Source organism: Streptomyces sp. R41 (assembly GCF_041053055.1).
Lineage (GTDB): Bacteria > Actinomycetota > Actinomycetes > Streptomycetales > Streptomycetaceae > Streptomyces.
In genome coordinates, this window is sequence record NZ_CP163443.1 from 9,904,866 (window position 1) to 9,927,485 (window position 22,620).

At 70.0% G+C, this 22,620-nt stretch carries 23 protein-coding genes; 13 read left to right on the forward strand and 10 right to left on the reverse strand.

The window, feature by feature from the left end:
• Nucleotides 1–105: 105 nt before the first annotated feature.
• Both AB5J53_RS45050 and AB5J53_RS45055 read right to left on the reverse strand, forming a co-directional pair.
• Nucleotides 106–1,161, reverse strand: coding sequence for a hypothetical protein (locus AB5J53_RS45050; protein WP_369251348.1), 1,056 nt, complete (start codon nucleotides 1,159–1,161; stop codon nucleotides 106–108).
• Between the two features lie 92 nt (nucleotides 1,162–1,253).
• The gene (locus AB5J53_RS45055) at nucleotides 1,254–2,516 is read right to left on the reverse strand and encodes an aromatic acid exporter family protein (protein WP_369251349.1); all 1,263 of its coding nucleotides are present in this window, start codon (nucleotides 2,514–2,516) and stop codon (nucleotides 1,254–1,256) included.
• A gap of 115 nt (nucleotides 2,517–2,631) precedes the next feature.
• Here AB5J53_RS45055 and AB5J53_RS45060 point away from each other — a divergent pair, with 115 nt between their 5' ends.
• Complete coding sequence (locus tag AB5J53_RS45060) at nucleotides 2,632–3,228, forward strand: TIGR03086 family metal-binding protein (RefSeq protein ID WP_369251350.1); 597 nt, start codon at nucleotides 2,632–2,634, stop codon at nucleotides 3,226–3,228.
• A gap of 56 nt (nucleotides 3,229–3,284) precedes the next feature.
• On the opposite strand, the gene AB5J53_RS45065 is transcribed toward AB5J53_RS45060, so the two are convergent.
• A complete protein-coding gene (locus AB5J53_RS45065; protein WP_369251351.1) occupies nucleotides 3,285–3,932 on the reverse strand; it encodes a TetR/AcrR family transcriptional regulator in 648 nt (215 codons plus the stop codon).
• A gap of 88 nt (nucleotides 3,933–4,020) precedes the next feature.
• Between AB5J53_RS45065 and AB5J53_RS45070 the strand changes: the two genes are divergently transcribed.
• Nucleotides 4,021–4,701, forward strand: coding sequence for a class I SAM-dependent methyltransferase (locus AB5J53_RS45070; protein ID WP_369251352.1), 681 nt, complete (start codon nucleotides 4,021–4,023; stop codon nucleotides 4,699–4,701).
• A gap of 183 nt (nucleotides 4,702–4,884) precedes the next feature.
• Here AB5J53_RS45070 and AB5J53_RS45075 read toward each other — a convergent pair whose 3' ends face one another.
• A complete protein-coding gene (locus AB5J53_RS45075; protein ID WP_369251353.1) occupies nucleotides 4,885–5,592 on the reverse strand; it encodes an ANTAR domain-containing protein in 708 nt (235 codons plus the stop codon).
• A 133-nt stretch (nucleotides 5,593–5,725) separates the two neighbouring features.
• Here AB5J53_RS45075 and AB5J53_RS45080 point away from each other — a divergent pair, with 133 nt between their 5' ends.
• Nucleotides 5,726–6,097: a helix-turn-helix transcriptional regulator gene (locus AB5J53_RS45080; RefSeq protein WP_369251354.1), complete on the forward strand. Its 372-nt coding sequence runs from the start codon at nucleotides 5,726–5,728 to the stop codon at nucleotides 6,095–6,097.
• A 104-nt stretch (nucleotides 6,098–6,201) separates the two neighbouring features.
• Here the strand turns inward: AB5J53_RS45080 and AB5J53_RS45085 are convergent, their stop codons facing one another.
• A complete protein-coding gene (locus AB5J53_RS45085) occupies nucleotides 6,202–6,417 on the reverse strand; it encodes a tautomerase family protein (protein WP_369251355.1) in 216 nt (71 codons plus the stop codon).
• A gap of 189 nt (nucleotides 6,418–6,606) precedes the next feature.
• On the opposite strand from AB5J53_RS45085, the gene AB5J53_RS45090 reads away from it, so the two are divergent.
• Nucleotides 6,607–7,467 (forward strand): helix-turn-helix transcriptional regulator, encoded by an 861-nt coding sequence (locus AB5J53_RS45090; RefSeq protein ID WP_369251356.1) that lies wholly within the window; start codon nucleotides 6,607–6,609, stop codon nucleotides 7,465–7,467.
• Nucleotides 7,468–7,489: 22 nt separating this feature from the next.
• Here AB5J53_RS45090 and AB5J53_RS45095 read toward each other — a convergent pair whose 3' ends face one another.
• The gene (locus tag AB5J53_RS45095; protein WP_369251357.1) at nucleotides 7,490–7,984 is read right to left on the reverse strand and encodes an FBP domain-containing protein; all 495 of its coding nucleotides are present in this window, start codon (nucleotides 7,982–7,984) and stop codon (nucleotides 7,490–7,492) included.
• A gap of 123 nt (nucleotides 7,985–8,107) precedes the next feature.
• Between AB5J53_RS45095 and AB5J53_RS45100 the strand changes: the two genes are divergently transcribed.
• The 5 genes from AB5J53_RS45100 (at nucleotide 8,108) to AB5J53_RS45120 (ending at nucleotide 12,026) form a co-directional block, all read left to right on the forward strand.
• Complete coding sequence (locus AB5J53_RS45100) at nucleotides 8,108–9,001, forward strand: DUF3626 domain-containing protein (protein WP_369251358.1); 894 nt, start codon at nucleotides 8,108–8,110, stop codon at nucleotides 8,999–9,001.
• A gap of 437 nt (nucleotides 9,002–9,438) precedes the next feature.
• Complete coding sequence (locus AB5J53_RS45105) at nucleotides 9,439–10,038, forward strand: DinB family protein (RefSeq protein WP_369251359.1); 600 nt, start codon at nucleotides 9,439–9,441, stop codon at nucleotides 10,036–10,038.
• Nucleotides 10,039–10,214: 176 nt separating this feature from the next.
• A complete protein-coding gene (locus tag AB5J53_RS45110) occupies nucleotides 10,215–10,688 on the forward strand; it encodes a carboxymuconolactone decarboxylase family protein (RefSeq protein WP_369251360.1) in 474 nt (157 codons plus the stop codon).
• Between the two features lie 119 nt (nucleotides 10,689–10,807).
• Nucleotides 10,808–10,972 carry a hypothetical protein gene (locus tag AB5J53_RS45115; protein WP_369251361.1) on the forward strand — a complete coding sequence of 55 codons (165 nt, stop codon included), beginning with the start codon at nucleotides 10,808–10,810 and terminating at the stop codon, nucleotides 10,970–10,972.
• 103 nt (nucleotides 10,973–11,075) lie between these two features.
• On the forward strand, nucleotides 11,076–12,026 hold the full coding sequence (locus AB5J53_RS45120; RefSeq protein WP_369251362.1) for a phosphotransferase family protein: 951 nt from the start codon (nucleotides 11,076–11,078) through the stop codon (nucleotides 12,024–12,026).
• 72 nt (nucleotides 12,027–12,098) lie between these two features.
• Here AB5J53_RS45120 and AB5J53_RS45125 read toward each other — a convergent pair whose 3' ends face one another.
• From AB5J53_RS45125 to AB5J53_RS45140, 4 genes are read right to left on the reverse strand one after another with little or no spacing between them, the layout of a single operon-like run.
• Nucleotides 12,099–13,457: a GH1 family beta-glucosidase gene (locus tag AB5J53_RS45125; RefSeq protein ID WP_369251363.1), complete on the reverse strand. Its 1,359-nt coding sequence runs from the start codon at nucleotides 13,455–13,457 to the stop codon at nucleotides 12,099–12,101.
• A 29-nt stretch (nucleotides 13,458–13,486) separates the two neighbouring features.
• Nucleotides 13,487–14,326, reverse strand: coding sequence for a carbohydrate ABC transporter permease (locus AB5J53_RS45130; protein ID WP_369252871.1), 840 nt, complete (start codon nucleotides 14,324–14,326; stop codon nucleotides 13,487–13,489).
• 7 nt (nucleotides 14,327–14,333) lie between these two features.
• The gene (locus AB5J53_RS45135) at nucleotides 14,334–15,332 is read right to left on the reverse strand and encodes a carbohydrate ABC transporter permease (protein WP_369252873.1); all 999 of its coding nucleotides are present in this window, start codon (nucleotides 15,330–15,332) and stop codon (nucleotides 14,334–14,336) included.
• Nucleotides 15,333–15,346: 14 nt separating this feature from the next.
• Nucleotides 15,347–16,663 carry a sugar ABC transporter substrate-binding protein gene (locus tag AB5J53_RS45140; protein ID WP_369251364.1) on the reverse strand — a complete coding sequence of 439 codons (1,317 nt, stop codon included), beginning with the start codon at nucleotides 16,661–16,663 and terminating at the stop codon, nucleotides 15,347–15,349.
• Nucleotides 16,664–16,826: 163 nt separating this feature from the next.
• Here AB5J53_RS45140 and AB5J53_RS45145 point away from each other — a divergent pair, with 163 nt between their 5' ends.
• The 4 genes from AB5J53_RS45145 to AB5J53_RS45160 all read left to right on the forward strand — a co-directional run bounded on the left by AB5J53_RS45145 (nucleotide 16,827) and on the right by AB5J53_RS45160 (nucleotide 22,619).
• Complete coding sequence (locus tag AB5J53_RS45145; RefSeq protein WP_369251365.1) at nucleotides 16,827–18,149, forward strand: ROK family protein; 1,323 nt, start codon at nucleotides 16,827–16,829, stop codon at nucleotides 18,147–18,149.
• 110 nt (nucleotides 18,150–18,259) lie between these two features.
• A complete protein-coding gene (locus tag AB5J53_RS45150) occupies nucleotides 18,260–18,505 on the forward strand; it encodes a hypothetical protein (protein WP_369251366.1) in 246 nt (81 codons plus the stop codon).
• A 50-nt stretch (nucleotides 18,506–18,555) separates the two neighbouring features.
• Nucleotides 18,556–21,801 (forward strand): formate dehydrogenase, encoded by a 3,246-nt coding sequence (fdh, locus tag AB5J53_RS45155; protein WP_369251367.1) that lies wholly within the window; start codon nucleotides 18,556–18,558, stop codon nucleotides 21,799–21,801.
• Complete coding sequence (locus tag AB5J53_RS45160; protein ID WP_369251368.1) at nucleotides 21,798–22,619, forward strand: 4Fe-4S dicluster domain-containing protein; 822 nt, start codon at nucleotides 21,798–21,800, stop codon at nucleotides 22,617–22,619. Before fdh ends, AB5J53_RS45160 begins: the two co-directional genes overlap by 4 nt.
• The last annotated feature ends 1 nt before the right edge of the window (nucleotide 22,620 follow it).

Here is a 22,620-nt window from a genome sequence, read left to right on the forward strand (position 1 = left end):
TCGGGTGTCGGTTGCCTCAGCTGTGACAGCCACCTTGACGTGTGACACCCGTGGAGTGCAAGAACGGCAACAGCCGTTGCGTACGGTGCAACGGCTGGTTGTCGGTTACCAGTCACCGTCCTCGACCGGTTTGCCCGGGGCGTCCCCGAGCGGCTTCACCTGCTCGGGCGAGGGCTGCTGCCAGGGCTCGTGGTCGTCGCCGAGCCAGTCGCCGACCGGCTGCACCGAGCCCAGCGTGTCCGCCGGGGCCAGGTCGGTGGCGTCCTGGTCGTAGTAGTCGAACCAGGGGAGCCCGGCCCGGGTGTAGGCCGCGCGGTCCACCGGGGACGGTGGGGGCGCCTCACCGGTGATGCGACGCCACTCCGGGGGCGTCACGAGATGGACGAACACGCGCCCGGCCGGCTCCTTGGCCCAGGCCTTGAGCGGCCGGTCGTCCCGGTAGACCTCCTGGCGCATGGAGCCGCCGACGCCGAGGCCCATCGCCGGAGCGCTCCGAGCGCGCCCCGCCGGAGCGCCCGCGGGGGCCGGAGCGGCACCCGGCGCGGGCGGCGCGGCTGCCATGGGGAACGCGGCGCCGTAGCCCCCCACGGGCATGCGCCTCAGCTCCTCCGCCCTGCGGCGCTCCGCCTCACGCCACGAGGCCAGCTCCCCGTCGTTGAGCGGGAAGGACTGCAGCTGCACGCCGCCCCACACCTCCTCGCCGGTGACCTGGCCCTCGACGGTGGCGCCCAGCCCCAGAGGCACCGCCACGAACTGGCGGACGGTGCCCTTCCCGGAGTTGATGCCGTCGAGCCACGACTGGCGCGGCAGCACCACATAGTTCTGCGGGTCCCGGCTGAGCCGGGAACTCCACGGCTTGCCCGAGACCGCGCACACCTTGCCCACGCCGACCTGCAGGGCGGCCGGCTCCGACGTCCCGGCGAAACTCAGCCACATGGCCTCGCGCAGATACACCGGCAGCATCACACCACCGCGGGCCCGCCATGCGGCGGGCACCGTGTCCGCGTAGTCCTCGACGCGCCGGATCGGGAAGTCGCCGAGCCCCGGAGGCAGGTCGTGCGTGCCGGTCTCGGGCAGTCGCAGGGTCCGCTTGAACCGCACCTGCACCCCGCCCGGCAGCCGCAGTGCGTTTCCGTCGATCCGTACGGTGCTCTCGGTCATCCGCCCGCCCCCTCGTCGTATCGCTGTCTCGACGCCGCAGCCGTCCCTCGACGTCGGACCACTTCCTCGTACCGCTTCCTTGTACCGCTTCCTCACGTAGAACGACGAGGAGCAGCGGGACGGTTCCGGTCGCGGCGCAGCCGCTGCGGGAGGCGCAGGTGTTGGCGCAGGCGTGTGAGGCGCGGTCGGCGCTCGCGCTGTTCGCGCGTTGCACGGTCCAGCTCCTCCAGGAGCCGGCGGGTGCGGTGCTCGGTGTCGAGCTCGTCGATGATCCGGTTGACCTCTGTCAGGACGGCGCCGTGCAGCTGCCACTGGCGGGCGTCCCGCTGGATCTCTTCGAGGAAGAGCTGGGCCAGCTTGTCGCGGGTGGCGGCTGCCGTGGTGAGTTCCGCGCTGAGCCGTGCCTCGGCCGACGCGGATCTGTGGCTCACATCGGTGGTCACCAGGACGGCGAAGCTGACGATGGCGTCGGCGACCTCGGACAGCAGCTGCGCCAGAGTGGCCCCGGCCTGCGGTTCGAAGAGCGGCTGGGGCTCACGTTCCTTGGCGAGATCGGTGAGGCTGCGCGCGAGGACCCGCAGCACCACGGTGCAGATCTCCAGCGTGTCGAGGCCGGTGCGCAGCACCACCCGGTACAGCAAACCCTCGCGCACGCGTGGGTTGAGCTTGAGGCTGTCCTCGGCCTGCCGCAGCGCCGCGTCCACCGCGACGATGTCGTGGTCGAGCCGGCGCGCCTCGTGCAGCCGCTCGGCCGCCAGCTGGAAGGGGGTGCGGCCCGCGGCCTCCTCGCCGATCCGCAGCATCAACTGCCGCGTCCGGCGCGCCAGATCCTCGATGGACTCACCGGCCTCGCTCACCCACACCGGAGGCGGGAACACGAGGTTGGCGCCGAGCCCCACGACGGCACCGATCAGCGTTTCCACGACCCGCGCCCACGCTGTGTCGCCCACCCTGGTGACGCCGAGGACCAGCATGGCGCTGATCGCCACCTCGGGCACGAACTCGTCGACCCGTACGAAATGCCCGACCACCAGTGAGGCCAGGATGATCAAGGCCAGGCTCCACCAGGTCAGCCCCACGAGGCTGCTGAAGCCGATGGCGATGACAACACCGGTGACCACCGAGTTCACGCGCCGGATGCTGGTGGTGATCGTGGCGTACAGGGTGACCTGCACGACCAGCAGCGCGGTGAGGGGCGCGGTGAGCGGCGCGGGCTCGGGGCTGAGGTGCAGGGCGACGACGTACGCGATCGTCGCGGCAGCCGTGGACCTGAAGGTCTGGACGGCCACCGGCTCACGGTGTCGCTTCACGAGCTGGGCGACGGATGTCGCCCACTCCTCACGTACCTCTCGCATCCTTGGGCTTTTCCCGTTCCATAGGTGTACCGAACGTATTCATTGAGGACCGTACTTGTCCGCAAGCGGCCCTAGATTGTCGTCATCAGCCGGAAGGCACCAGGAGGGGACCAGGATGAGCAACGTCGAGGGCATCGAATTGCTGACACGGGCGCACACCTACCTGCGCGAGGTGGTCGCGGCCGTGCCGGAGGGGGCGTGGGGTTCACCGACGCCGTGCGGTGACTGGACGGTACGCCAGGTCCTCAACCATGCGCGACTCGATCAGCAGGCGTACGGCGCCGCGATCACCGGCGCCGGCTGGCCCGACTCCGACCCCTTCCAGCCCGCCGACGCGCTGGACGCCGACGCGCCGACCGTGCTCGACAAGGTGCTGCGGGACGTCGCGGACACCTACGCGCCCTTGCCCGCCGACGCCGAGGAGGTGGCGACCCCGCTGGGGCCGCTGCCCCTGCGTCTCGCCGCCGCCGCGGGCGCCATGGACGCGGCCGTGCACGCCTGGGACATCGCCGTCGCGACGGGCCAGGACGCTCCGCTGGACGAGGAATTGGCCGAGGGCATCTGGGCTGCCGCCGAGCGGCTGGCCGATCATCTGCGGAACTCGTTCGGGGTGTTCGCCCCCGCGCGCGAGGTGCCCGAGGGCCACAGCCGTGCCGAGGCGCTGCTCGCCTTCCTCGGCCGGGACCCGCACTGGACGCCTGCCGCGTCCTGAAGCCATCACTGGGAGCAGGACAGTTGATCAACGACGCTGGCATCTCCAGCCACTGATCAACGACGGGTCAGCGTGTCCAGCGTCATGGCCACCAACTGGCCCTCCAGCCCGGCTTCTTCAGGCATGACCGCGGCCCGGAACGTGCGGGCGTGGAGCAGGGACAACAACCACCAGGCCGCCACCTGCGGATCAAGGTCCTGGCGCAGGTCGCCCGCCCGCTGGCCGTGGCGTACGAGCTCGGCGAACGTGTCGGCGAAGCGCCGGTGCGCGGCATGGACTGCCTCCCGCAGCTCCGGCTCGGCGGTCAGCGTGAACGCGTCCGCGAAGAGGAACCCGAGCGAGCCGCGGGCATGGAAGCGCTCCATGTGGCCCGGCTCCAGGAAGCCGGCCAGCAGATCCGTGACCGGGCGACCGGCCTCGACCGCCTCGGTGAGCGTCTCGCACACGCCGGACACGGCGCGGTCGACGACGGCCCGGTACAACGCCGCCTTGGAGCCGAAGTTCTGGAAGACAACCGGCTCGCTCACACCGACGCGGGCGGCGATCGCGGAGACCCTGGTGCGCTGGTAGCCGGTCTCGGCGAAGACCCCGGTGGCGGCGGTCAGGATCGTCTCCCGCCGCTGGGCCGGGGTCATTCGCACGCGTTTGGCGCGCTCGCCCCGCCCCCGCTCGGCACTTTCCGCCCGGCTCGTCGACTCGCTCACGTCCGCATCGTACGACCTCTTGCCGTTCTTACTTAGTCGTGACTAAGCTCGAAGCATGTACTTAGTCGCTACTAAGTAGGGAGTGATCGTGAATCTAGGACAGCTCCTGCAACACGGGGGACCGCACCCCGACACCGACGGGCTGACCATCGAGCATGCCCGCGGCTACGAAGTCTGCGGCGCCGTCTGCTTCGGCGGGATGCGGCCGCGGGCGTACAAGCGACTGGCGGAGCTCAGCGGCGCGCGCCCGGGTGACAAGGTGCTGGACGTCGGTTGCGGAACCGGCTACCTGACGCGCCGGATGGCGAAGGCAGTGGGCCCCGACGGATCCGTGCTCGGCGTCGACCCGTCCATCCCCGTCATCGAGTACGCGCGCCGCAAGACACAAGAACCGCAGTGCGCGTACGAGGCCGGGGTCGGTGAGGCGCTCGACGCGCCGGACGCTTCCTTCGACGTCGTCGTCACCTGCCTCGCGGTACACCACCTGCCCGAGGAGGTGCGGCCGGTCGCGCTCCGCGAGATGCTCCGGGTGCTGCGTCCCGGTGGACGGCTGCTGGTCGCCGACTTCCGGCCGCCGCGCACCCGACCCGTCCGACATCTCGTCGCCGCGACCACCGGGCATGTCATGGCGAACTACCAGGTGGACCTGCTCGAAGGGCTGATCGCGGACGCCGGCTTCGAGGTGCGGGGGCGCGGGGATGTGCGGCCCTGGCTGCGGTACGTGCAAGCCGTGCGGCCTGAGAAGGGGTCCGGATCGCAAGCTCGGTGATCAGCGTCTGCTGGACCAGGCGCCCGGCGCACGAGTGCCTGGAGCGACGCGACAACCGGGGCAAGGTCGTGCTCGCCGGGAGAGCTGACGCGGTGGGCGTGGAGAGCTGCCACCGCCGGGAGGGGGGGAGTCGACACTGCCATGCATCGGGAGTCGACACCGCGAGGAGAGCCGGCACCACCCTCACTCTCGAGCCTCCAAGGGCGGCTCCGAGGGCGTGCTGCGGTCGGCGACCGCTGCGGCCAGCTGCTGTTGCTGCGGCTCGGGCAGCGGGTCGCCGTTGACGCTGTTCACCAAGTCCTGGGCCACGTGGCGCAGTTTGGTGTTCGTGCGCTGGGAGATCGTGACCAGGACTTTCCAGGCGTCCTCGGCGCTCAGGGCGAAGGTGGCCATCAGGACGCCGCGGGCCAGGTCGATGACGGGACGGGTCTGCAGGGCCTGCCGCAGCTGGAGGAGTTCGATGCGCAGGTCCTGATCGGCATCGTCGTACTGCGTGTCCTCGTTCGTCCAGGCGAACAGGGGGCGCGTGCGAGTGAGGTCGAGCAGCCTCTCGACCGAGTCGCCGGCGGTGCGGATGGCGACGGTCTTGGCTTCCGCCAGCGCACGCCGGCGCATGCGCAGCAGGACGTTGAGCCCGGAGCAGTCGCAGAACTCGACGCCGCCCAGGTCGAGATCCACGCCGCTGAGGGAGCCGGCGAGGGCGTCGCGCAGGGCGCTCTGCAGTATCTGGTCGGTGTCGATGTCGAGGTCGCCGGACACCACCACGAGCACGCGGTCGTCCGCCGGGTGCGTCTCGATGCTCAGCCATGGCTGTGAATGCGCACTCGCCGAGGCGTGCGCCGCGCAGGCGACCGACTCCCCGCTCGTAAGGGAAAGCGCACGTTCTGACATGGCTGCCGCTCCCGAGGCATTCCGCCTGTCTCCGCCTCCTCCAGGCTCAGCCCTGGGGCGTCACACGTCAAGAGATACATGAAATTTCTTTCACCCTTTTGATTACGTGAATGCCGCGTCATATCCTGGCTTCATGGGTGGAGTACCGGAGACGCACACAGGCTGGACGTTCCTCACCAATCACGCGCGCGTGCTGACCGCGATCGCCGAGGACCCCAACACCCGGATCCGCGACATGGCGGCGCGCTGCCGGCTCACCGAGCGGGCCGTCCAGAAGATCATTTCCGATCTGGAGCAGGAGGGTTATCTCTCCCACACCCGGCAGGGACGCTCCAACACCTACCGCATCGATCCAGAGGCCTTCCTCCGGCACCCCGCCGAAGCCGGTCTCACCGTGACGGACCTCCTCGCCGTCCTTGCCCGGCACGACGCGCAACGCGGCAACCAGTCCCAGCAGTTGCAGACGGCACCTCCCCAGGCGCGCCGGGCCGCATCGGATCGGTGAAGCCAGGCGGCGCTCACGAGAGCCTGCCGAGAAGTCCGTCGAGCACCGCTTCCTGCCGCCGGGCGCAGGTGAGCGGGTGCTGACCTGCGCCCGGCTCAGGCTCTTCAGGCCTCCGGCGCCTGCTGGATCTTGGCGAGGGTCAGTACGTCCCCGCCGATGCCCCAGCCGCCGTCGGGGACCTCCTCGACCAGCACCAGGGTGGTGGCGCGAGCGCGCTCGCCGTAGATCTCGGCGTACAGGTCGGTGGTGCGGGTGATGATCAGCTCCTTCTGCTTCTCGGTGAGGGAGTCGGCGGGGACCTTGAAGTTCGCGAACGGCATGTCGATCTCTTTCTGCGGTGGGTCACGGGAGTCGCGAGGGCGGGAATCGGGGGCGTCGGGTCGACGTCGCCGCTGTGCCCCGCCGTCCCCTCCACCCTCGACCGGTACGTCGTCCCCAGCCAGGGCTGCGCCCACCCAGGGGTTGTCATCCCCTGGCTCGGACCCCGCCCGACGGGCGACCATGGGGGAGTGAACCTTCCCGAACTCGCCGCGTTCCTGAAGTCCCGCCGTGACCGGATCCGGCCGGTCGACGTCGGCCTGTCGGCCGGACCCCGGCGCCGGGTGCCCGGCCTGCGGCGCGAGGAGGTCGCACAACTGGCCGGCCTGTCGGCGGACTACTACACCGAACTGGAACGGGGACGCGGAGCCCAGCCCTCGGAGCAGACCCTGGCCGCGCTCGCCCGGGCGCTGCGCCTGGGCGGCGACGAGCGCGACCATCTCTTCCACCTCGCCGACCGGCCCCTGCCTCCGGTGGCGCACGGCCCGACCGCGCACGTCCAGCCGGCTCTCCTAGGTCTGCTGGACCGACTCACCACGACCCCCGCCCAGGTCATCACCGATCTGCACGAAACCCTCGTCCAGAACGAGTTGGCCGCCGCGCTCGTCGGCCGGCACCCCGCGGTACGCGGCCCGGCGGCGAGCCTCGTCCACCGGTGGTTCACCGACCCCGCCGCCCGCGCGATCTATCCGCCCGACGAGCACCCGCACCACTCCCGGGTCTTCGTGGCCGACCTCCAGGCCGTTGCCGCCCGGCGCGGTCGCGACAGCGAGGTGGCCAGGATGGTGACCGCGCTGCGGCGACGCAGCGCGGAGTTCGCCGCTCTGTGGGACACCCATGACGTGGCCCTGCGTCGGGCCGACCACAAGCGCATCGTCCACCCCGCGCTGGGCGTCATCGAGCTGGACTGCCACAGCCTCTTCAGCGAGGACGGACGCCAGCGCCTGCTGTGGTTCACCGCACCACCGGGCACCGAGGGCGCCGCGCAGCTGGAGCTGCTCTCCGTCATCGGCACCCAGGACATGGGCGCGCAGGAGAGCTCCAGGAACTAAGACGCAGGGCTTCGCTGCGAAGTCACACGTAGAGCTTCTCCAGGAAGGCCGACAGGCGACCCACCGTCCGGTCGATCTGCTCCTCCACCGTGAGGGTCTCCTCGAAGCGGCTCCCCGGGTCGGGGATCTTCTTGCCCCGCACGTACAGGGAGCAGGCGAGGTCGGCGCACATGTAGACGCCGACCGAGTTGCCCTCGCGGCCGGCCGTGCCCGCCTTGCGGGCCGTCATCAGTGAGACCCCGTTGCCCGGGTGGGTCGTCAGACACAGCGAGCACATGCTGCGGTGCAGGAAGCCGCGTTGGGAGGAGGGGAAGCGCAGGGTGACGCCCACGATGTCGTCGGCTCGTTCGGTGACGAGATAGCTGCGGTCCGGCGCCCCGGGATCTCGCCAGCCCAGGAAGTCCAGGTCGTCCCAGGGACGGTCCTCGAGGTCACGGGGTATCGCGAGGCGCTTGGCCTCTCCCTTGGAGCAGTTGATAAATGAGGTGCGGATGTCCTGCTCGGTGAGTGATCTCATGAGGGAGTTCTCCTGGGGGATCGATGGGTGGAACCTGCAAGCCGTGAAGGCGACACCTGCGAGCCTGCAAACCTAGGAGCACTAGGTTTGCGTCAAGGTACCCAGCCTCGCGGGAGACATCCAATGCATTTCGGAAACGGCCGCACACCGCGGGAGCAGGCCCTCCGTCATGTCGCGAGCCGCTCTCGGGGCCCCGCGCTGGATCCGACGCTGCGGGTGACCCTGAACTTCCACCCGGACCGGCTCGTGCGCGGGCTCCCGATCCTGCATGCACTGGCCCAGGACGGCACGTACCGCTCGCAGTTCGTGACGGGCACGAGCAACGGCGGGCTGACAGCGCATCCCGGCGGTGACCGCTGGCGCTGGGAGAGCCGGATCTTCGGCGCGGCGTACGACACCGCGCCCGCGCACGAGCGCCCCGTGTACGGCGGGCTGAACTTCCGCCGCCAACTGGTAGGCGCGTCCCCCCGGTTCGGCTCCTCGCACTTCCGGATGTCGGGAGAGGCGCTGGAGCGCGCCACCTTCTGCTACCCCGACAGCGCGGCCGAGCCGTCCGCGTTCGGAGTGGCGGCCGGCATGTCCCTGATCGAACTGGCCGAGGCGGACGACCGGGACGCGCTCGACGACTACATCGAGGCGCAGGTGCACGGACAGGTCGTACTGGCGCGGGACATGGAGGCACTGGTTCTGGACGCGAGCTACCGGGACACGCCCGTGGAGGCGGCTGCGCGGCGGCTGCCGTGCCCGGTCGAATGGCATCCCGGATACCGGCTCTCCGTCGAGGAGTTGCGCCGCCACGCGGACTTCCGCGGTCCGGAGTTCGCCGCACTCGGCGCCCGTATGGCCGAGGACGGATACCTCGACCCACGGATCATTGGGCACGCGGCCCGTACAGGACGCCACGAGCTGCAGGACCTGAAGATGGTGTGGCACTGCCTCGCCCGCTTCGGCGCCCCTCGGGGCGCGGGCACGGCCGTGGGCGGCCGCACGCCGGGCGTCAGCACCCCCAGCGCGTAGCCGCGGGCGACCAGTTCGGTACGGGTGGCCGCGCTCCAGCGCTCGGGCGGCCGCCGCAGGTGGTAGTTGACGCCGTCCACGGTCAGGCCCGTCTCCCGGGCGGCCTGCGCCGTGGTCGCGCCCCTGAAGAGCAGGGCGAGGATGCGGGCCTCGCCGGCCGTGACGGGCGGGGAGGGCGGTTCAGCGGCCCGGGACATTCGCTGACCACACGGAGCATGACCAGCAGGGCCGTGGACGCCTCGACGCTGTCGCTGACCGGATCCGTGGATCAGCTCCCCGTGGCGCCGCACCCTGTCGGCCGCGTCCCAGCGCACCGAGATCGGATATCGGGAGCGATGCCGCGGCCGCAGTGCCTGGGCGATCCGCTTCACTTGCGTCGCCTCCTGCGGCCGGAACAGATCCAGCGGGTGTCAGCGTCGGATGGGAAACTGCCCGGCATGATCGGACAGAACCCGAAAGCGGATCTTCTCCACTATCTGCAGGACGCCCGCGAAGCCTTGCTCTGGAAGCTCGATGGGCTCTGCGAGTACGACGCCCGCCGCCCTCTCACGCCGACCGGCACCAACCTGTTGGGGCTGGTCAAACACGTCGCCGGAGTAGAGCTCGGGTACTTCGGTGACACGTTCGGGCGACAGTATTTCGATGAGGAGCCGCCGCCCTGGTGGTACACGCAGGATGCCGAACTCAACGCCGACATGTGGGCCACCGCGGATGAGTCGCGTGAACAGATCGTCGGGCTGTACCAACAGGCGTGGGAACACTCGAACGCCACGATCGAGACGCTGTCGCTGGACGCGATCGGTCACGTCCCGTGGTGGCCCGAGGAACGACAAGAGGTGACACTGCACCATGTCTTGGTGCGAGTGACCGCCGAGACCCACCGACACGCCGGCCACGCCGATATCGTGCGGGAGCTCATCGATGGGTCCGCCGGGGAGTTGAAAGGCAAGGACAACATGCCACCAGGTGATCAGGCGTGGTGGGAGCGTTATCGACGCCGACTGGAGCGGGTGGCGCACGAAGCCGGCAACAGCTGATCCAGACCCGAGCGGCTCCGGCTGGGAGCCGTCACCTTCCCGCGGGTGCAGGTGTACTTCGTCGGCCGGCGCGCGTCGGCGGCGGGGAGACACAGGTCACATCCGTGAATGTCACAGGGGGTCGGGCTACCTCGTCCCAGGGGGTGTAGCCACTGACGACCACGGAGGAGCACACCATGGACGCGCGACTGAACTACTTCGCCAGCCCGACCGCGGGCAAGGCCCTCAAGTACTTCATGTCGGCGGGCAAGGCGATCAAGGACTCGCCGCTGCCGGCCGCGACGCAGGAGCTGGTGGCACTGCGCGTGAGCCAGATCAACGGCTGCGCCGTCTGCATCGACATGCACACCAAGGAGGCCGCCGCGGCCGGCGAGACCTCGGTGCGGCTGAACCTGGTGGCGGCGTGGCGGGAGGCCACGGTCTTCACCGAGGCCGAGCGTGCCGCGCTGGAACTGGCGGAGCAGGGGACCCGGATCGCGGATGCTGCCGGCGGGGTCACTGACGAGGTGTGGGCGTATGCCGCCAAGCACTACGACGAGGAGCAGCTCACCGCCCTGGTGGTCCTGATCTCGTTCATGAACACGGCGAACCGGCTGAACGTCATCACCCAGCAGCCGGCCGGCAACTACGAACCCGGGCAGTTCCACTGAGCGCCACGGGCACAGGTACGAGCACGGGCAACTGGCCCGGGGGCCGGCTGCGGGCCATCGGGCCCCGGGCTCGGGGGTGTTGGCGGACCAGGTCTGGGACCTGCTGAGCGCCGGAGCGCGTGTCCACGTCGGCGGCGACGGTTCCCGCATGGCTGGCACCCGGCGTCCGCGAGACCTTCCGCGCGCTCCCCGCGGAACGGACCCCGGGCGGCGACTCCAAGCGATGGCTGAACGACCTGATCGCGTCAGGACGTTACATCGAGGACGTCTACGCCGCCGGATGAGGACGCCTGCGTCCTCGGACAAGGACGTCTGCGCCATCGGACAAGGAGTAGAGCCCTGTGGGCCCACCTGGCAGAGTGGGCCCACAGGCGACAGGGGGCTGCGGTGGACACATGGGAGCGGGCTCGGTGGGTTCTCGACACGGCGGGACTGTCGTCCGACGGTCTCGTCGACTGCCGGACCCTGTCGGGCGGGACGTACAACACGGTCGAGGAGCTACGGCTCGCCGACGGCACCCGGTACGTACTGAAAATCCCTCCTGCGGCCACCGTCCCCGGCCTCAGCCACGAGCGAGAACTCCTCCGGTCGGAGGCGGAGTTCTACCAGGAGGCCGCGACGGTCGGTGTACCCGCGCCCGAAGTGGTCACGGCCGGGGAGCGCCACCTCCTGATGACTCACTGCCCTGGCACACCGTGGGGTGACCTGGACCCCGGTGAACAGGCGGTCCTGCGCAGGGAGTTGGGTCACCTGGTGGCCCGCCTCCACCACGTGACCGGCCCGGGCTTCGGTTACCCCTCCGGCGCCCTCGGCCCCCTCACCCCCGACTGGCGGACCGCCTTCACCACCATGTACGACGCCGTCCTGGACGACGCACGCCGCTACGACGCCTGGCTGCCCCGCCCCGTGGACGAGGTGGCCCGCACGGCGAAGCCCGCGTACGACGCCCTGGACGAGGTCACCGTCCCCCGCCTCGTCCACTTCGACCTGTGGCAGGGCAACATCCTGGTGGAGCGCTCGGACAGCACGGCACCCCGGATCGGCGGTCTGATCGACGGCGAACGCATGTTCTGGGGCGACCCTCTGGCCGACTTCGTCTCGCTGGCCCTGCTCGGCGACATCAAGCAGGACGAGGACCTCCTGACCGGATATCAAGAGGCGGGCGGTCGAGCGGAGTTCGACTTCTCGGCCCGACAGCGCCTCGCCCTCTACCGCAGCTACCTCTACCTGATCATGCTCGTCGAAACCGTGCCCCGCGCACCCGGCGCCGAACGCGTCGCCTGGGTGCGCGAGGCAGTGGCCCCGGAGCTGCTCGCCGCCCTCGACGAACTCCGCTAGGCCCTGTCGTCACACGCACCCGACGCCGCGAGGCCCCATCTCCGGGCGGTCAACGGGAATGTGATCACAGACCTAGGCCGCGCTGCGCCCCCGCCCGCCATGCGCCCGGATGATGTCCGCGTACCGGTGCCCGCTCCCCTTGATCGTGCGCTTCTGCGTCTTGTAGTCGACGTGCACCAGCCCGAAGCGCTTGTCGTAGCCGTACGCCCACTCGAAGTTGTCGAGCAGCGACCAGGCGAAGTAGCCGGCGAGCGGAACGCCCTTGCGGACCGCCGATGCGCAGGCCGCGAGGTGCTGTTCCAGATACTCCGTGCGCTCGGGGTCGTCGACGGTCCCGTCGGGGCGTACGACGTCGGGGTAGGCGGAGCCGTTCTCCGTGACGTACAGCTTGCGGGCGCCGTAGTCGTCGGTCAGGCGGAGCAGGAGGCGCTCGATACCGTCGGCGCCGACCTCCCAGTCCATGCCGGTGCGGGGCACGCCGAGACGGCGGACCGTGCGCACGTGCGGGGCCGGTCCGGTGGGGTCGTCGGCGACGGTGGACGGGAAGTAGTAGTTGAGGCCCAGCCAGTCCAGCGGCTGGGCCATGGTCTCCAAGTCGCCCGGAAGCTCGGGGAGTTCGACTCCGTACACCTCACGCATGTCCGCCGGGAAGCCGCGGCCGTGGACCGGGTCGAGCCACCAGCGGTTGGTGTGTCCGTCCAGGCGGTGGGCGGCCGCGACGTCCTCGGGGCGGTCGGTGGCGGCCTCGACGCTGGACAGGTTGTTGACGATGCCGACCTGGGCGCCGGGCACCGCGGCGCGGACCGCCTGGGTGGCCAGGCCGTGGCCCAGGAGCAGATGGTAGGAGGCGCGGACCGCGGCCGTCAGGTCGGTCAGCCCCGGGGCCATCCGGCCCTCCAGGTGCCCGATCCAGGCCGAGCACAGCGGCTCGTTGAGCGTGGTCCAGTGCTTGACGCGGTCACCCAGCCGCTCCGCGACGACCGCCGTGTACGAGGCGAAGTGCTGGGTCGTCTCGCGGACCGTCCAGCCGCCCCGGCCCTGGAGCACCTGCGGCAGATCCCAGTGGTAGAGGGTGACGGACGGCGTGATGCCCGCCTCCAGCAGCGCGTCGATCAGCCCGTCGTAGAAGTCGAGCCCCTTCGCGTTGACCGGGCCGTCGCCGCCCGGCACCACGCGCGGCCACGCGATCGACAACCGGTAGGCGTTGGTGCCGAGTTGGCGCATGAGCGCGATGTCCTCGCGCCAGCGGTGGTAGTGGTCGCAGGCAAGGTCCCCGTCGTCGCCGTTGTCGATCTTGCCGGGGGTGTGCGAGAACGTGTCCCAGATGGAGGGGGAGCGGCCGTCCTCGGCGACGGCGCCCTCGATCTGATAGGCCGACGTGGCCGTGCCCCACAGGAAGTCCTCGGGAAGTGCGGCAAGGTCGATGGTCACGGAAGTCCCTTCGGGAAGAGGAGAGTTGGTCACTTGACGGCTCCCGCCGTCAGACCGGCGACGAGATAGCGCTGCAGGAGCAGGAAGCCCGCGACCACGGGGACGCTGACGACGAGCGAGGCGGCCATGATCTGGTTCCAGTACACGTTGTTGAGCGTGGAGTAGCCCTGGAGCCCGACGGCGAGCGTGCGCGTGGTGTCGTTGGTCATCACCGACGCGAACAGCACCTCGCCCCAGGCGGTCATGAAGGCATAGACGGCGACGGCGACGATGCCGGGGATCGCGGCCGGCACGACGACCCGGAACAGCGCGCCGAGCGGTCCGCACCCGTCCACCAGCGCCGCCTCGTCCAAGTCACGCGGCACCGAGTCGAAGTACCCGATCAGCATCCAGATCGAGAACGGCAGCGAGAAGGTGAGATACGTGAGGATCAGTCCGCCGCGCGACCCGAACAGGGCGATGCCGGTGGCGTTGCCGATGTTGACGTAGATGAGGAACAGCGGCAGCAGGAAGAGGATGCCGGGGAACATCTGCGTGGACAGCACGGTGACCGTGAAGACACGCTTGCCGCGGAAGTTGTAGCGGCTGACGGCGTACGCGGAGAAGACCGCGATCACCACCGAGCAGACCGTCGCCGCGCCCGCCACGATCAGCGAGTTCACGAAGTACCGCGCGAGCGGGATCGTCGACCAGATGTCGATGTACGGGCGGAACGTCAGGCTGCTCGGCAGCCAGCGGAACTTCCCCGTGACGTCCGCGAGCGGCTTCAGAGAACTGGAGACCATGACGTAGACGGGCACCAGGACGAAGCCGGTGAGCAGCGTGAGGAAGATCCGCCGGGACCAGAGGAAGGAGCGCGGCGGGGCCATCGGGGACCTAGACATCGGCGGTCCTCCGTCCGCGTGAGGTGAGCACGAGGTACACGCCCGTCACGACCAGCAGGAAGAGCAGCAGGAGTACGGACATGGCCGACCCGGTGCCGAAGTTCCAGGTGACGAACGACGCCTGATAGATGTGGACCGAGATGAGGTCCGCGGCCTCGGGAGCCGTCTTGCCGAACAGGACGTACGGCGTGTTGAAGTCGTTGAACGTCCATAGGAACAGCACGAGGATCAGCACCTGGTTGACCGGGCGCAGCGACGGCAGGGTGATTCGGCGGATCCGCTGCCACACGCCGGCCCCGTCGAGGGCGGCCGCCTCGTACAGCTCGCCCGGGATGTTCTGCAGTCCGGCCATGACGATGAGGAAGGCGAACGGCCAGCCCTTCCACACGGAGACCGTGAGCAGCGCGTAGAAGCTGTTGTCGCCGATCAGCCAGAAGGACGGTTTGTCGCTGAGGTGCAGCTGGTCGTGCAGGACATGGTTCACCAGGCCGTTGTCGTGCTGGAACATGAACACCCAGGTGATGACGGCCGCGTACACGGGCAGCGCGTACGGAACCAGGAACAGGGCGCGCAGCAGGCCCCGGCCGCGGAAGGTGTCCTGCATGTAGATCGCGGCCGCCGTGCCGATCAGCCAGCACAGCCCGACCGACAGCAGGGTGAAGCCGACGGTGACGAGGAACGAGTGGAGCAACGCCTCGCCGACGGGCGCGTCGAAGTCCACCGACACCTTGTAGTTGTCGAGCCCGGACCAGGGCGCGGTGCCCCAGTCGCGGATGTAGAACTGCGTGAGCTCCTTGAAGCTCATCACGATGCCGATCACCATCGGCACCAGGTGGACCAGGAGTTCGAGGACCAGAGCGGGCAGAAGCAGCAGGTAGGGCAGTCCGATGCGTTTGATCCGCCCGGTGCGGCGCGGTCCACGCGCCGCACCGGGGGAGTCCTTGCGCACCGTCCGCTCGCCGGATTCGGCGGTGGCGGTCGTGGTGGTCATGTCGGTGCTCGCGCTCACTTCTTCGGCATCTGCTGCTGGGCCTTCTCGAGCTTGGCCTTCACCGACGCCGCGGTCACCGCGCGTCCGGCGGCCGCGTCGGCGAACAGGTCCTTGACTGCCGTACCGACCGCCGTCTCGAACTGGGACTCGTCGGCGACCTGCGGAAGCGCGGCAGCGCTCTGGGCGAGGGTGTCCTTCAGGACCGCGTTCGCCGAGGTGTTGAACGTGGTGTCCGACTGAGCGGCCTTGACCGGCGGGATCGAGCTGTACGCCGTGTTGAGGATCTTCTGCTCGCCGTCGCTGGTCATGAACTTCACGAACTTCGTGGCACCGTCGAGGTTGTCACTGTTCTTGAAGACCGCCAGGTTGATGCCCGCGACCATCGAGTTGACGTTGGTGCCCGTCCCCGGGGTGCCGGACTGCACGGGCACCGGGGCGATGCCGTACGCGTCCTCGCTCATGCCCTGCGACTTGAGGTTGGCGGACGCGGACTGCCACAGCAGCATCGCGTTCTTGCCCTTGGCGAAGTCGCTCACGGACTGGTTCTGCGCGTACTCGGCGTTGCCCGGGGCGATGATCTTGTCCTTCGCCATCAGGTCGACGTACTGCTTGACCGCGGCGACGACGCCGTCATTGGTGAAGTCGGCCTTGCCGTCCGCGGTGAAGAAGTCGGCCCCGTGCTGCTTGGCGAAGACGAAGGCGTGGTGGATGTTCTCGGACGGGTTCGAGCCCTCGGCGCCCAGGCCCCACTTGCCGCCCTTGGAGAGCTTCTTGCCGTCGGCGATCAGTTCGTCCCAGGTGGCCGGCGGCTTTGGGATGCCCGCGTCGGCGAACATCTTCTTGTTGTAGTAGAGCGCGTACGCCATCGAGTACAGCGGCACCGCGGCCGGGTCCTTGCCCTCGGCGCCCGTCGAGCCGAGCGCGGAGTCGACGAAGCGGTCCTTGCCCCCGATCTTGTCGAAGTTCTTCGCGTCCCACGGCAGCAGCGCCCCGGTGGCCTGCAGGGAGGCGCTCCAGGTGTTGCCGATGTTCAGGACGTCGGGGCCCTGGCCCGAGGTGGTGGCCGTGAGGATCCGGTTGAGCAGATCCGACCACGGCACGACCTCCAGCTTCACCTTGATCCCGGTCTGCTTCTCGAACTTGTCGAGTTCGGGCTGGAGGACCTTCTTGTCGACCTCGATACTGGCGCCCTGGTTCGAGGCCCAGTACGTGAGCGTCTTCGGTGAGTCGTTGGACCCGCCCCCCGTCGACGAGCCGCCACCACAGGCGGTCACGGCGGTCAGCATGGAGACAGTGACCGCACCGGCGGCCGCGGCTCGGATTCTGCGCATGGCTCAGGCGTCCCTTTCCAGAGGAGAGCCGCACCGGAGTGTGTTCACTTCCCGAACGACCCTCATGGCTTAATTTAGGACGTGAGTTAAGACCCGGAAGAAAGTCGCGTCAAGGGATCGCGCAGGGGTATCTTGCAGGTCGGGCAGGCCGGAAGGGAATCTCATGGCGGGGCGGAACGGGCGGACAGTGCGTGACCTGCGGCGGGGCAATCGCACCGCCGTACTGCAACGGTTGTATTTCGACGGGCCGATGAGCCGCTACGAACTGGGCCCGGCCACCGGACTGAGTTCCGGTTCCATCAGCAACGTGGTCGCCGAACTCGTCGCCGACGGACTCGTCGAGGAGGCCGGCAGCGTCGACTCCGACGGCGGCCGCCCGCGCACCCTGCTGCGCGTCGCACCCGGCAGCGGCCACATGATCGGCGTCGACGTCGGCGAAACCCGCGTCCGCGTCGAGCTCTTCGACCTCACCCTCACCGAACTCGCCCGCACCGAACGGCCGTTGGCGCGCCAGGGGTTCGAGGCCGACCGACCGCTGAAGCGCCAGGAATACGACGTCGAGGTCATCGTCGGCCACATCCGCGACGGCATCGCGGAGGTCCTCGCCGAGGCGGAGATCGCCCCGGAACAGCTCCTCGGCGTCGGCATCGGCGTCCCCGGCATCGTCGCCCGCACCCCCGAGCGCGGCGCGGTGGTGCACGGCCAGACGATCGGCTGGGACGCGGTCCCGCTCGAATCCCTGCTCCGCTCCACCTGCGAACTGCCCGACACCGTCCCGTACTTCGCGGACAACGGCGCCCGGACCCTCGGCCAGGCCGAGATGTGGTTCGGCGCGGGACGCGGCGCCCGCAACGCGGTCGTCGTCCTCTTCGGCTCCGGCGTCGGCGCCTGCCTCGTCACGGAGGAGGTGGAGAACGGCCGGTCCGTGGAATGGGGGCATCTGACCGTACGGGTCAGGGGGCGCCGCTGCCGCTGCGGCGCCCTGGGCTGCCTGGAGGCATACGCGGGCGCCGAGGCGCTCCTGGACCGCTGGCGCGAGGAGGGCGGACACCCCCCGCAGGGCACCGACGAGGAGACCGCGCTCACCGCGATGCTCGCCGCGGCCTACCCCGCCGGCGACGAGGAGCCCGACCCGGTGGCGCTCGCCGTCCTGGAGGAGACCGCCGAGTACCTGGGCGCGGGCCTGTCCGACCTGATCAACCTCTTCCAGCCCGAGCGGATCCTCATCGGCGGCTGGGCGGGCCTCCAGCTGGGCACCCGCTTCCTGCCCGCGGTACGCCGGTACGCGACCTCGTACGCCCTGCGCTATCCCGCCGAGCGCGTCTCCATCGACCTCGGCAAGCTCGGCCCGGACGCCGTCACGGTCGGCGCCGCGATCCTTCCCCTCGCCGACTTCTTCGCGCGGGGCGGCCGGCGCGCCGAGCCCGTCCAGGAGGGCCGGTCACCCGCCTGGCGTACGGCCCTGGAGGAGCGCGCCCCGCACTGATCCCGGGGCGGGTGGTTTCGCCGGACACCGCTGAGGTACTCGCGCCGGGCCGGAGACGGCCCGGCCATCGTGTGCGGGCCGCGCCCACCTGCTGAAGAATGGAGTGCGCCGTGACCGAACACCGGCAGGAGGGTCCCGGCGAGAACGGTGATCCGATCCCGCGGGACATGCCGGACCAACAGGCGTACGAGGGCGAGGACCCCTGGGACGCGCGCCCCGCACCGGGAGGTGCCGACGAGGGCGAGCCCGCCACGGACGTCCCCGACACGGACGAGGCGGGCACGGGCCGACAGGGCGCCCCGCGCTCGGACACCGTCCACCCCGAGCACCCGGATCCGGAAGAGTCCTCCGCCTGACCCGGGCAAGTCCTCCTCCTGACCGGAGAGGGAGACCCCAGGGAGACCTCATGGGCATGACCGACCGGTTGCGCAGCTGGCCCGTCTACCGTCAGCTCACCGGCGAGGACCGCCTGGGCCGGGGTGCCGCCGCGAAGTCCCGGCACACCGAGCAGCTCCGGCCGCGCATCGACACCGCCGAACGGGTGACGCAGTCCGTCTGCCCGTACTGCGCGGTCGGCTGCGGTCAACAGGTGTACGTCAAGGACGACAAGGTCGTCCAGATCGAGGGCGACCCGGACTCACCGGTCAGCCGGGGCCGCCTCTGTCCGAAGGGATCCGCGACCCTTCAGCTCACCACCGGCCCGGCCCGCCGCCACCAGGTGCTGTACCGGCGCCCCTACGGCACGGACTGGGAGCCCCTCGACCTGGAGACGGCCATGGACATGGTCGCCGACCGGGTGATCCGGACCCGGCGCGAGACCTGGGAGTGGGAGTGCGACGGCGTCCGCACCGCCCGCACGATGGGTATCGCCAGCCTGGGCGGGGCGACCCTCGACAACGAGGAGAACTACCTCATCAAGAAGCTGCTGACCGGCCTCGGCGTGGTCCAGGTGGAGAACCAGGCCCGGGTCTGCCACAGCTCCACCGTCGCCGGACTCGGCACCTCCTTCGGCCGCGGCGGCGCCACCACGTTCATGCAGGACCTGCAGCACTCCGACTGCATCGTCATCCAGGGCTCCAACTACGCGGAGGCCCACCCGGTCGGCTTCCAGTGGGTGATGGAGGCCAAGGCCCGCGGCGCCCGCATCATCCACGTCGACCCGCGCTACACCCGCACCAGCGCGCTGGCCGATCTGTACGTCCCGATCCGCGCCGGCAGCGACATCGCCTTCCTCGGCGGGATCATCAACCACGTCCTCACCGACGAGAAGGACTTTCGCGAATACGTCCTCAACTACACCAACGCCGCCACCCTGGTGAGCGAGGACTTCCGCGACACCGAGGACCTCGACGGTGTCTTCTCGGGATTCGACGAGGACGAACGCCACTACGACCCGCACAGCTGGCAGTACGAGGGCGTGGAGGTGCAGCAGCCGACGGGCGCGGTCGACGAACAGTACGAGGACCGGGTCCGCTCGGCCGCCGGGCCGGAGGCGCACGGCTCGGGCGGTGCCCGCACCGGCCGGCACGCGCCCACCGACCCCACCCTCCAGCACCCGCGCTGCGTCTACCAGGTCCTCAAGCGGCACTTCGCCCGCTACACCCCCGAGATGGTCGAGGAGGTCTGCGGCGTACCCCGCGAGACCTTCCTGCGCGTCTGCGACGAGCTGACGTCCAACTCGGGCCGCGAGCGCACCAGTGCCTTCGCGTACGCGGTCGGCTGGACCCAGCACTCGGTCGGCTCCCAGTACATCCGCGCCGCGAGCATCCTCCAGCTCCTGCTCGGCAACATCGGCCGCCCGGGCGGCGGCATCCAGGCCCTGCGCGGCCACGCCTCCATCCAAGGCTCCAGCGACATCCCGACCCTCTTCAACCTGCTTCCCGGCTATCTGCCCATGCCGCACGCCCACGTGCACATGGACCTCGACGCGTTCGTCTCCGCGAGCCGCACCGAGAAGGGCTTCTGGGCGAACATGCGGGCCTACTTCGTCAGCCTGCTGAAGGCCTACTACGGCGACGCGGCCACCCCCGACAACGACTTCTGCTTCGACCACCTCCCGCGCCTGACCGGCTCCCACTCCACGTACGAGACGGTCATGGCCCAGCTCGACGGCGTCTGCAAGGGCTACTTCCTGATGGGCGAGAACCCGGCTGTCGGGTCCGCGAACACACGCCTGCAGCGCCTCGGCATGGCCAACCTCGACTGGCTGGTCGTGCGCGACTTCTCACTCATCGAGTCCGCGACCTGGTGGCAGGACGGTCCCGAGATCGAGAGCGGCGAGCTGCGCACGCAGGACATCGGCACGGAGGTCTTCTTCTTCCCGGCCGCCGCCCACACCGAGAAGTCCGGCTCCTTCACCAACACCAACCGCTGGGTGCAGTGGCACTACGCGGCCGTCGAGCCCGAGGGCGACGCGCGCAGCGACCTGTGGTTCATGTACCACCTCGGCCGCCGCATCAAGGAGAAGCTGGCCGGTTCGACGGACCCGATGGACCGGCCGATCCTCGACCTGACCTGGAAATATCCGGTGAGCGGACCGCTGCAGGAGCCCGTCGCCGACGCCGTGCTCGCCGAGATCAACGGCCATGGCCCGGACGGGAGTCCGCTGAGCGCCTACACCGAGCTGAAGGACGACGGTTCGACGCGCTGCGGCTGCTGGATCTACTGCGGGGTGTACGCCGACGGCGTCAACCAGGCGGCCCGCAAGAAGCCCGGGTCCGAACAGGACTGGGTGGCCGCGGAATGGGCCTGGGCCTGGCCCGCCAACCGGCGCATCCTCTACAACCGAGCCTCCGCCGCCCCCGACGGCACGCCGTGGAGCGAACGCAAGGCGTACGTCTGGTGGGACCAGGACGCCGGGAAGTGGACCGGCCACGACATCCCCGACTTCGTACCCGACCGCGCCCCCGACTTCGTACCGGACGAGGACGCGAAGGGACCCGACGCGTTGCGCGGCGACGACCCGTTCATCATGCAGGCCGACGGCAAGGGCTGGCTGTACGCGCCCGCGGGCCTGGAGGACGGCCCGATGCCCACCCACTACGAGCCGCAGGACTCGCCGTTCACCAACGCGCTGCACCCCTCGACGCCGCGCTCTCCGGTTCGCGAACTGCTGCCGCGCGAGGGCAACCGCTATCACCCCAGCGGCGACGAACCGGGCGCGGAGGTCTTTCCGTACGTCGTGACGACGCACCGCCTCACCGAGCACTTCACCGCGGGTGGGATGAGCCGCTGGTCGCCCTATCTGTCCGAGCTGCAACCGGAGTTCTTCTGCGAGGTGTCCCCGCAACTGGCCGCCGAGCGAGGGCTGGAGCACGGCGGCTGGGCGACCGTCATCACCGCCCGCAACGCCATCGAGGCGCGCGTCATGGTGACCGAGCGGATCCGGCCCCTGACGGTGCACGGCCGCACCGTCCACCAGATCGGCCTGCCCTTCCACTGGGGCCCCAACGGCGTGTCCACCGGCGACGCGGTCAACGAACTGGTCGCCATCGCGCTCGACCCCGACGCCCACATCCAGGAGGACAAGGCGCTGACCGCCGACATTCGCCCCGGCCGTCGGCCGCGCGGGCCCGATCTGCCGCGCCTGGTGGCCGAGTACCGCCGCCGCGCCGGCATCACCGAAACCACCGGAACGGAGGCCCGCACATGAGCGAGGAACGGGTCGGCTTCTTCACCGACACGTCCGTGTGCATCGGCTGCAAGGCGTGCGAGGTGGCCTGCAAGGAGTGGAACGCGATCCCGGAGGACGGCCTCTCGCTCACGGGCATGTCGTACGACAACACGGAGGCGCTCGGCGCGTCCACCTGGCGGCACGTGGCGTTCATCGAGCAGCCGAGACCGGAGGGACGTACCCAACTCCCGCTGGCGGAGGGGGCTTCCGGGGTGGACGGCGGCATGCGCTGGCTGATGTCCTCCGACGTGTGCAAGCACTGCACGCACGCCGCCTGCCTGGACGTGTGCCCCACCGGTTCGTTGTTCCGCACCGAATTCGGCACCGTCGTCGTCCAGGAGGACATCTGCAACGGCTGCGGCTACTGCGTACCCGCCTGCCCGTACGGCGTCATCGAGCAACGCCCCGCCGACGGACGGGCGTTCAAGTGCACCATGTGCTACGACCGGCTCGGTGTCGGCCAGGAACCGGCCTGCGCCAAGGCGTGCCCGACGGAGTCCATCCAGTTCGGCCCGCTGGACGAGCTGCGCGAACGGGCCGCGCTCCGCGTCGACCAGCTCCACGAGGCCGGAGTCACCGAGGCCCACCTCTACGGGCACGACCCCGAGGACGGGGTGGGCGGCGACGGCGCCTTCTTCCTGCTCCTCGACAAGCCGGAGGTGTACGGGCTGCCCCCGGATCCCGTCGTCACCACCCGTGACCTGCCCACCATGTGGAAGCACGCTGGCGCGGCCGCCCTGTCCCTGCTGGGCGGTGTGGCGCTGTCGTTCGTCCTGGCCGGGAAGGGGCGCCGATGAC

Coding starts and splice junctions, on each gene's coding strand:
- AB5J53_RS45050 (WP_369251348.1), bottom strand. CDS start 1,161: ATGACCGAGAGCACCGTACGGATCGACGGAAACGCACTGCGGCTGCCG.
- AB5J53_RS45055 (WP_369251349.1), bottom strand. CDS start 2,516: ATGCGAGAGGTACGTGAGGAGTGGGCGACATCCGTCGCCCAGCTCGTG.
- AB5J53_RS45060 (WP_369251350.1), top strand. CDS start 2,632: ATGAGCAACGTCGAGGGCATCGAATTGCTGACACGGGCGCACACCTAC.
- AB5J53_RS45075 (WP_369251353.1), bottom strand. CDS start 5,592: ATGTCAGAACGTGCGCTTTCCCTTACGAGCGGGGAGTCGGTCGCCTGC.
- AB5J53_RS45080 (WP_369251354.1), top strand. CDS start 5,726: ATGGGTGGAGTACCGGAGACGCACACAGGCTGGACGTTCCTCACCAAT.
- AB5J53_RS45085 (WP_369251355.1), bottom strand. CDS start 6,417: ATGCCGTTCGCGAACTTCAAGGTCCCCGCCGACTCCCTCACCGAGAAG.
- AB5J53_RS45095 (WP_369251357.1), bottom strand. CDS start 7,984: ATGAGATCACTCACCGAGCAGGACATCCGCACCTCATTTATCAACTGC.
- AB5J53_RS45100 (WP_369251358.1), top strand. CDS start 8,108: ATGCATTTCGGAAACGGCCGCACACCGCGGGAGCAGGCCCTCCGTCAT.
- AB5J53_RS45105 (WP_369251359.1), top strand. CDS start 9,439: ATGATCGGACAGAACCCGAAAGCGGATCTTCTCCACTATCTGCAGGAC.
- AB5J53_RS45110 (WP_369251360.1), top strand. CDS start 10,215: ATGGACGCGCGACTGAACTACTTCGCCAGCCCGACCGCGGGCAAGGCC.
- AB5J53_RS45130 (WP_369252871.1), bottom strand. CDS start 14,326: ATGGCCCCGCCGCGCTCCTTCCTCTGGTCCCGGCGGATCTTCCTCACG.
- AB5J53_RS45135 (WP_369252873.1), bottom strand. CDS start 15,332: ATGACCACCACGACCGCCACCGCCGAATCCGGCGAGCGGACGGTGCGC.
- AB5J53_RS45140 (WP_369251364.1), bottom strand. CDS start 16,663: ATGCGCAGAATCCGAGCCGCGGCCGCCGGTGCGGTCACTGTCTCCATG.
- AB5J53_RS45145 (WP_369251365.1), top strand. CDS start 16,827: ATGGCGGGGCGGAACGGGCGGACAGTGCGTGACCTGCGGCGGGGCAAT.
- fdh (WP_369251367.1), top strand. CDS start 18,556: ATGGGCATGACCGACCGGTTGCGCAGCTGGCCCGTCTACCGTCAGCTC.
- AB5J53_RS45160 (WP_369251368.1), top strand. CDS start 21,798: ATGAGCGAGGAACGGGTCGGCTTCTTCACCGACACGTCCGTGTGCATC.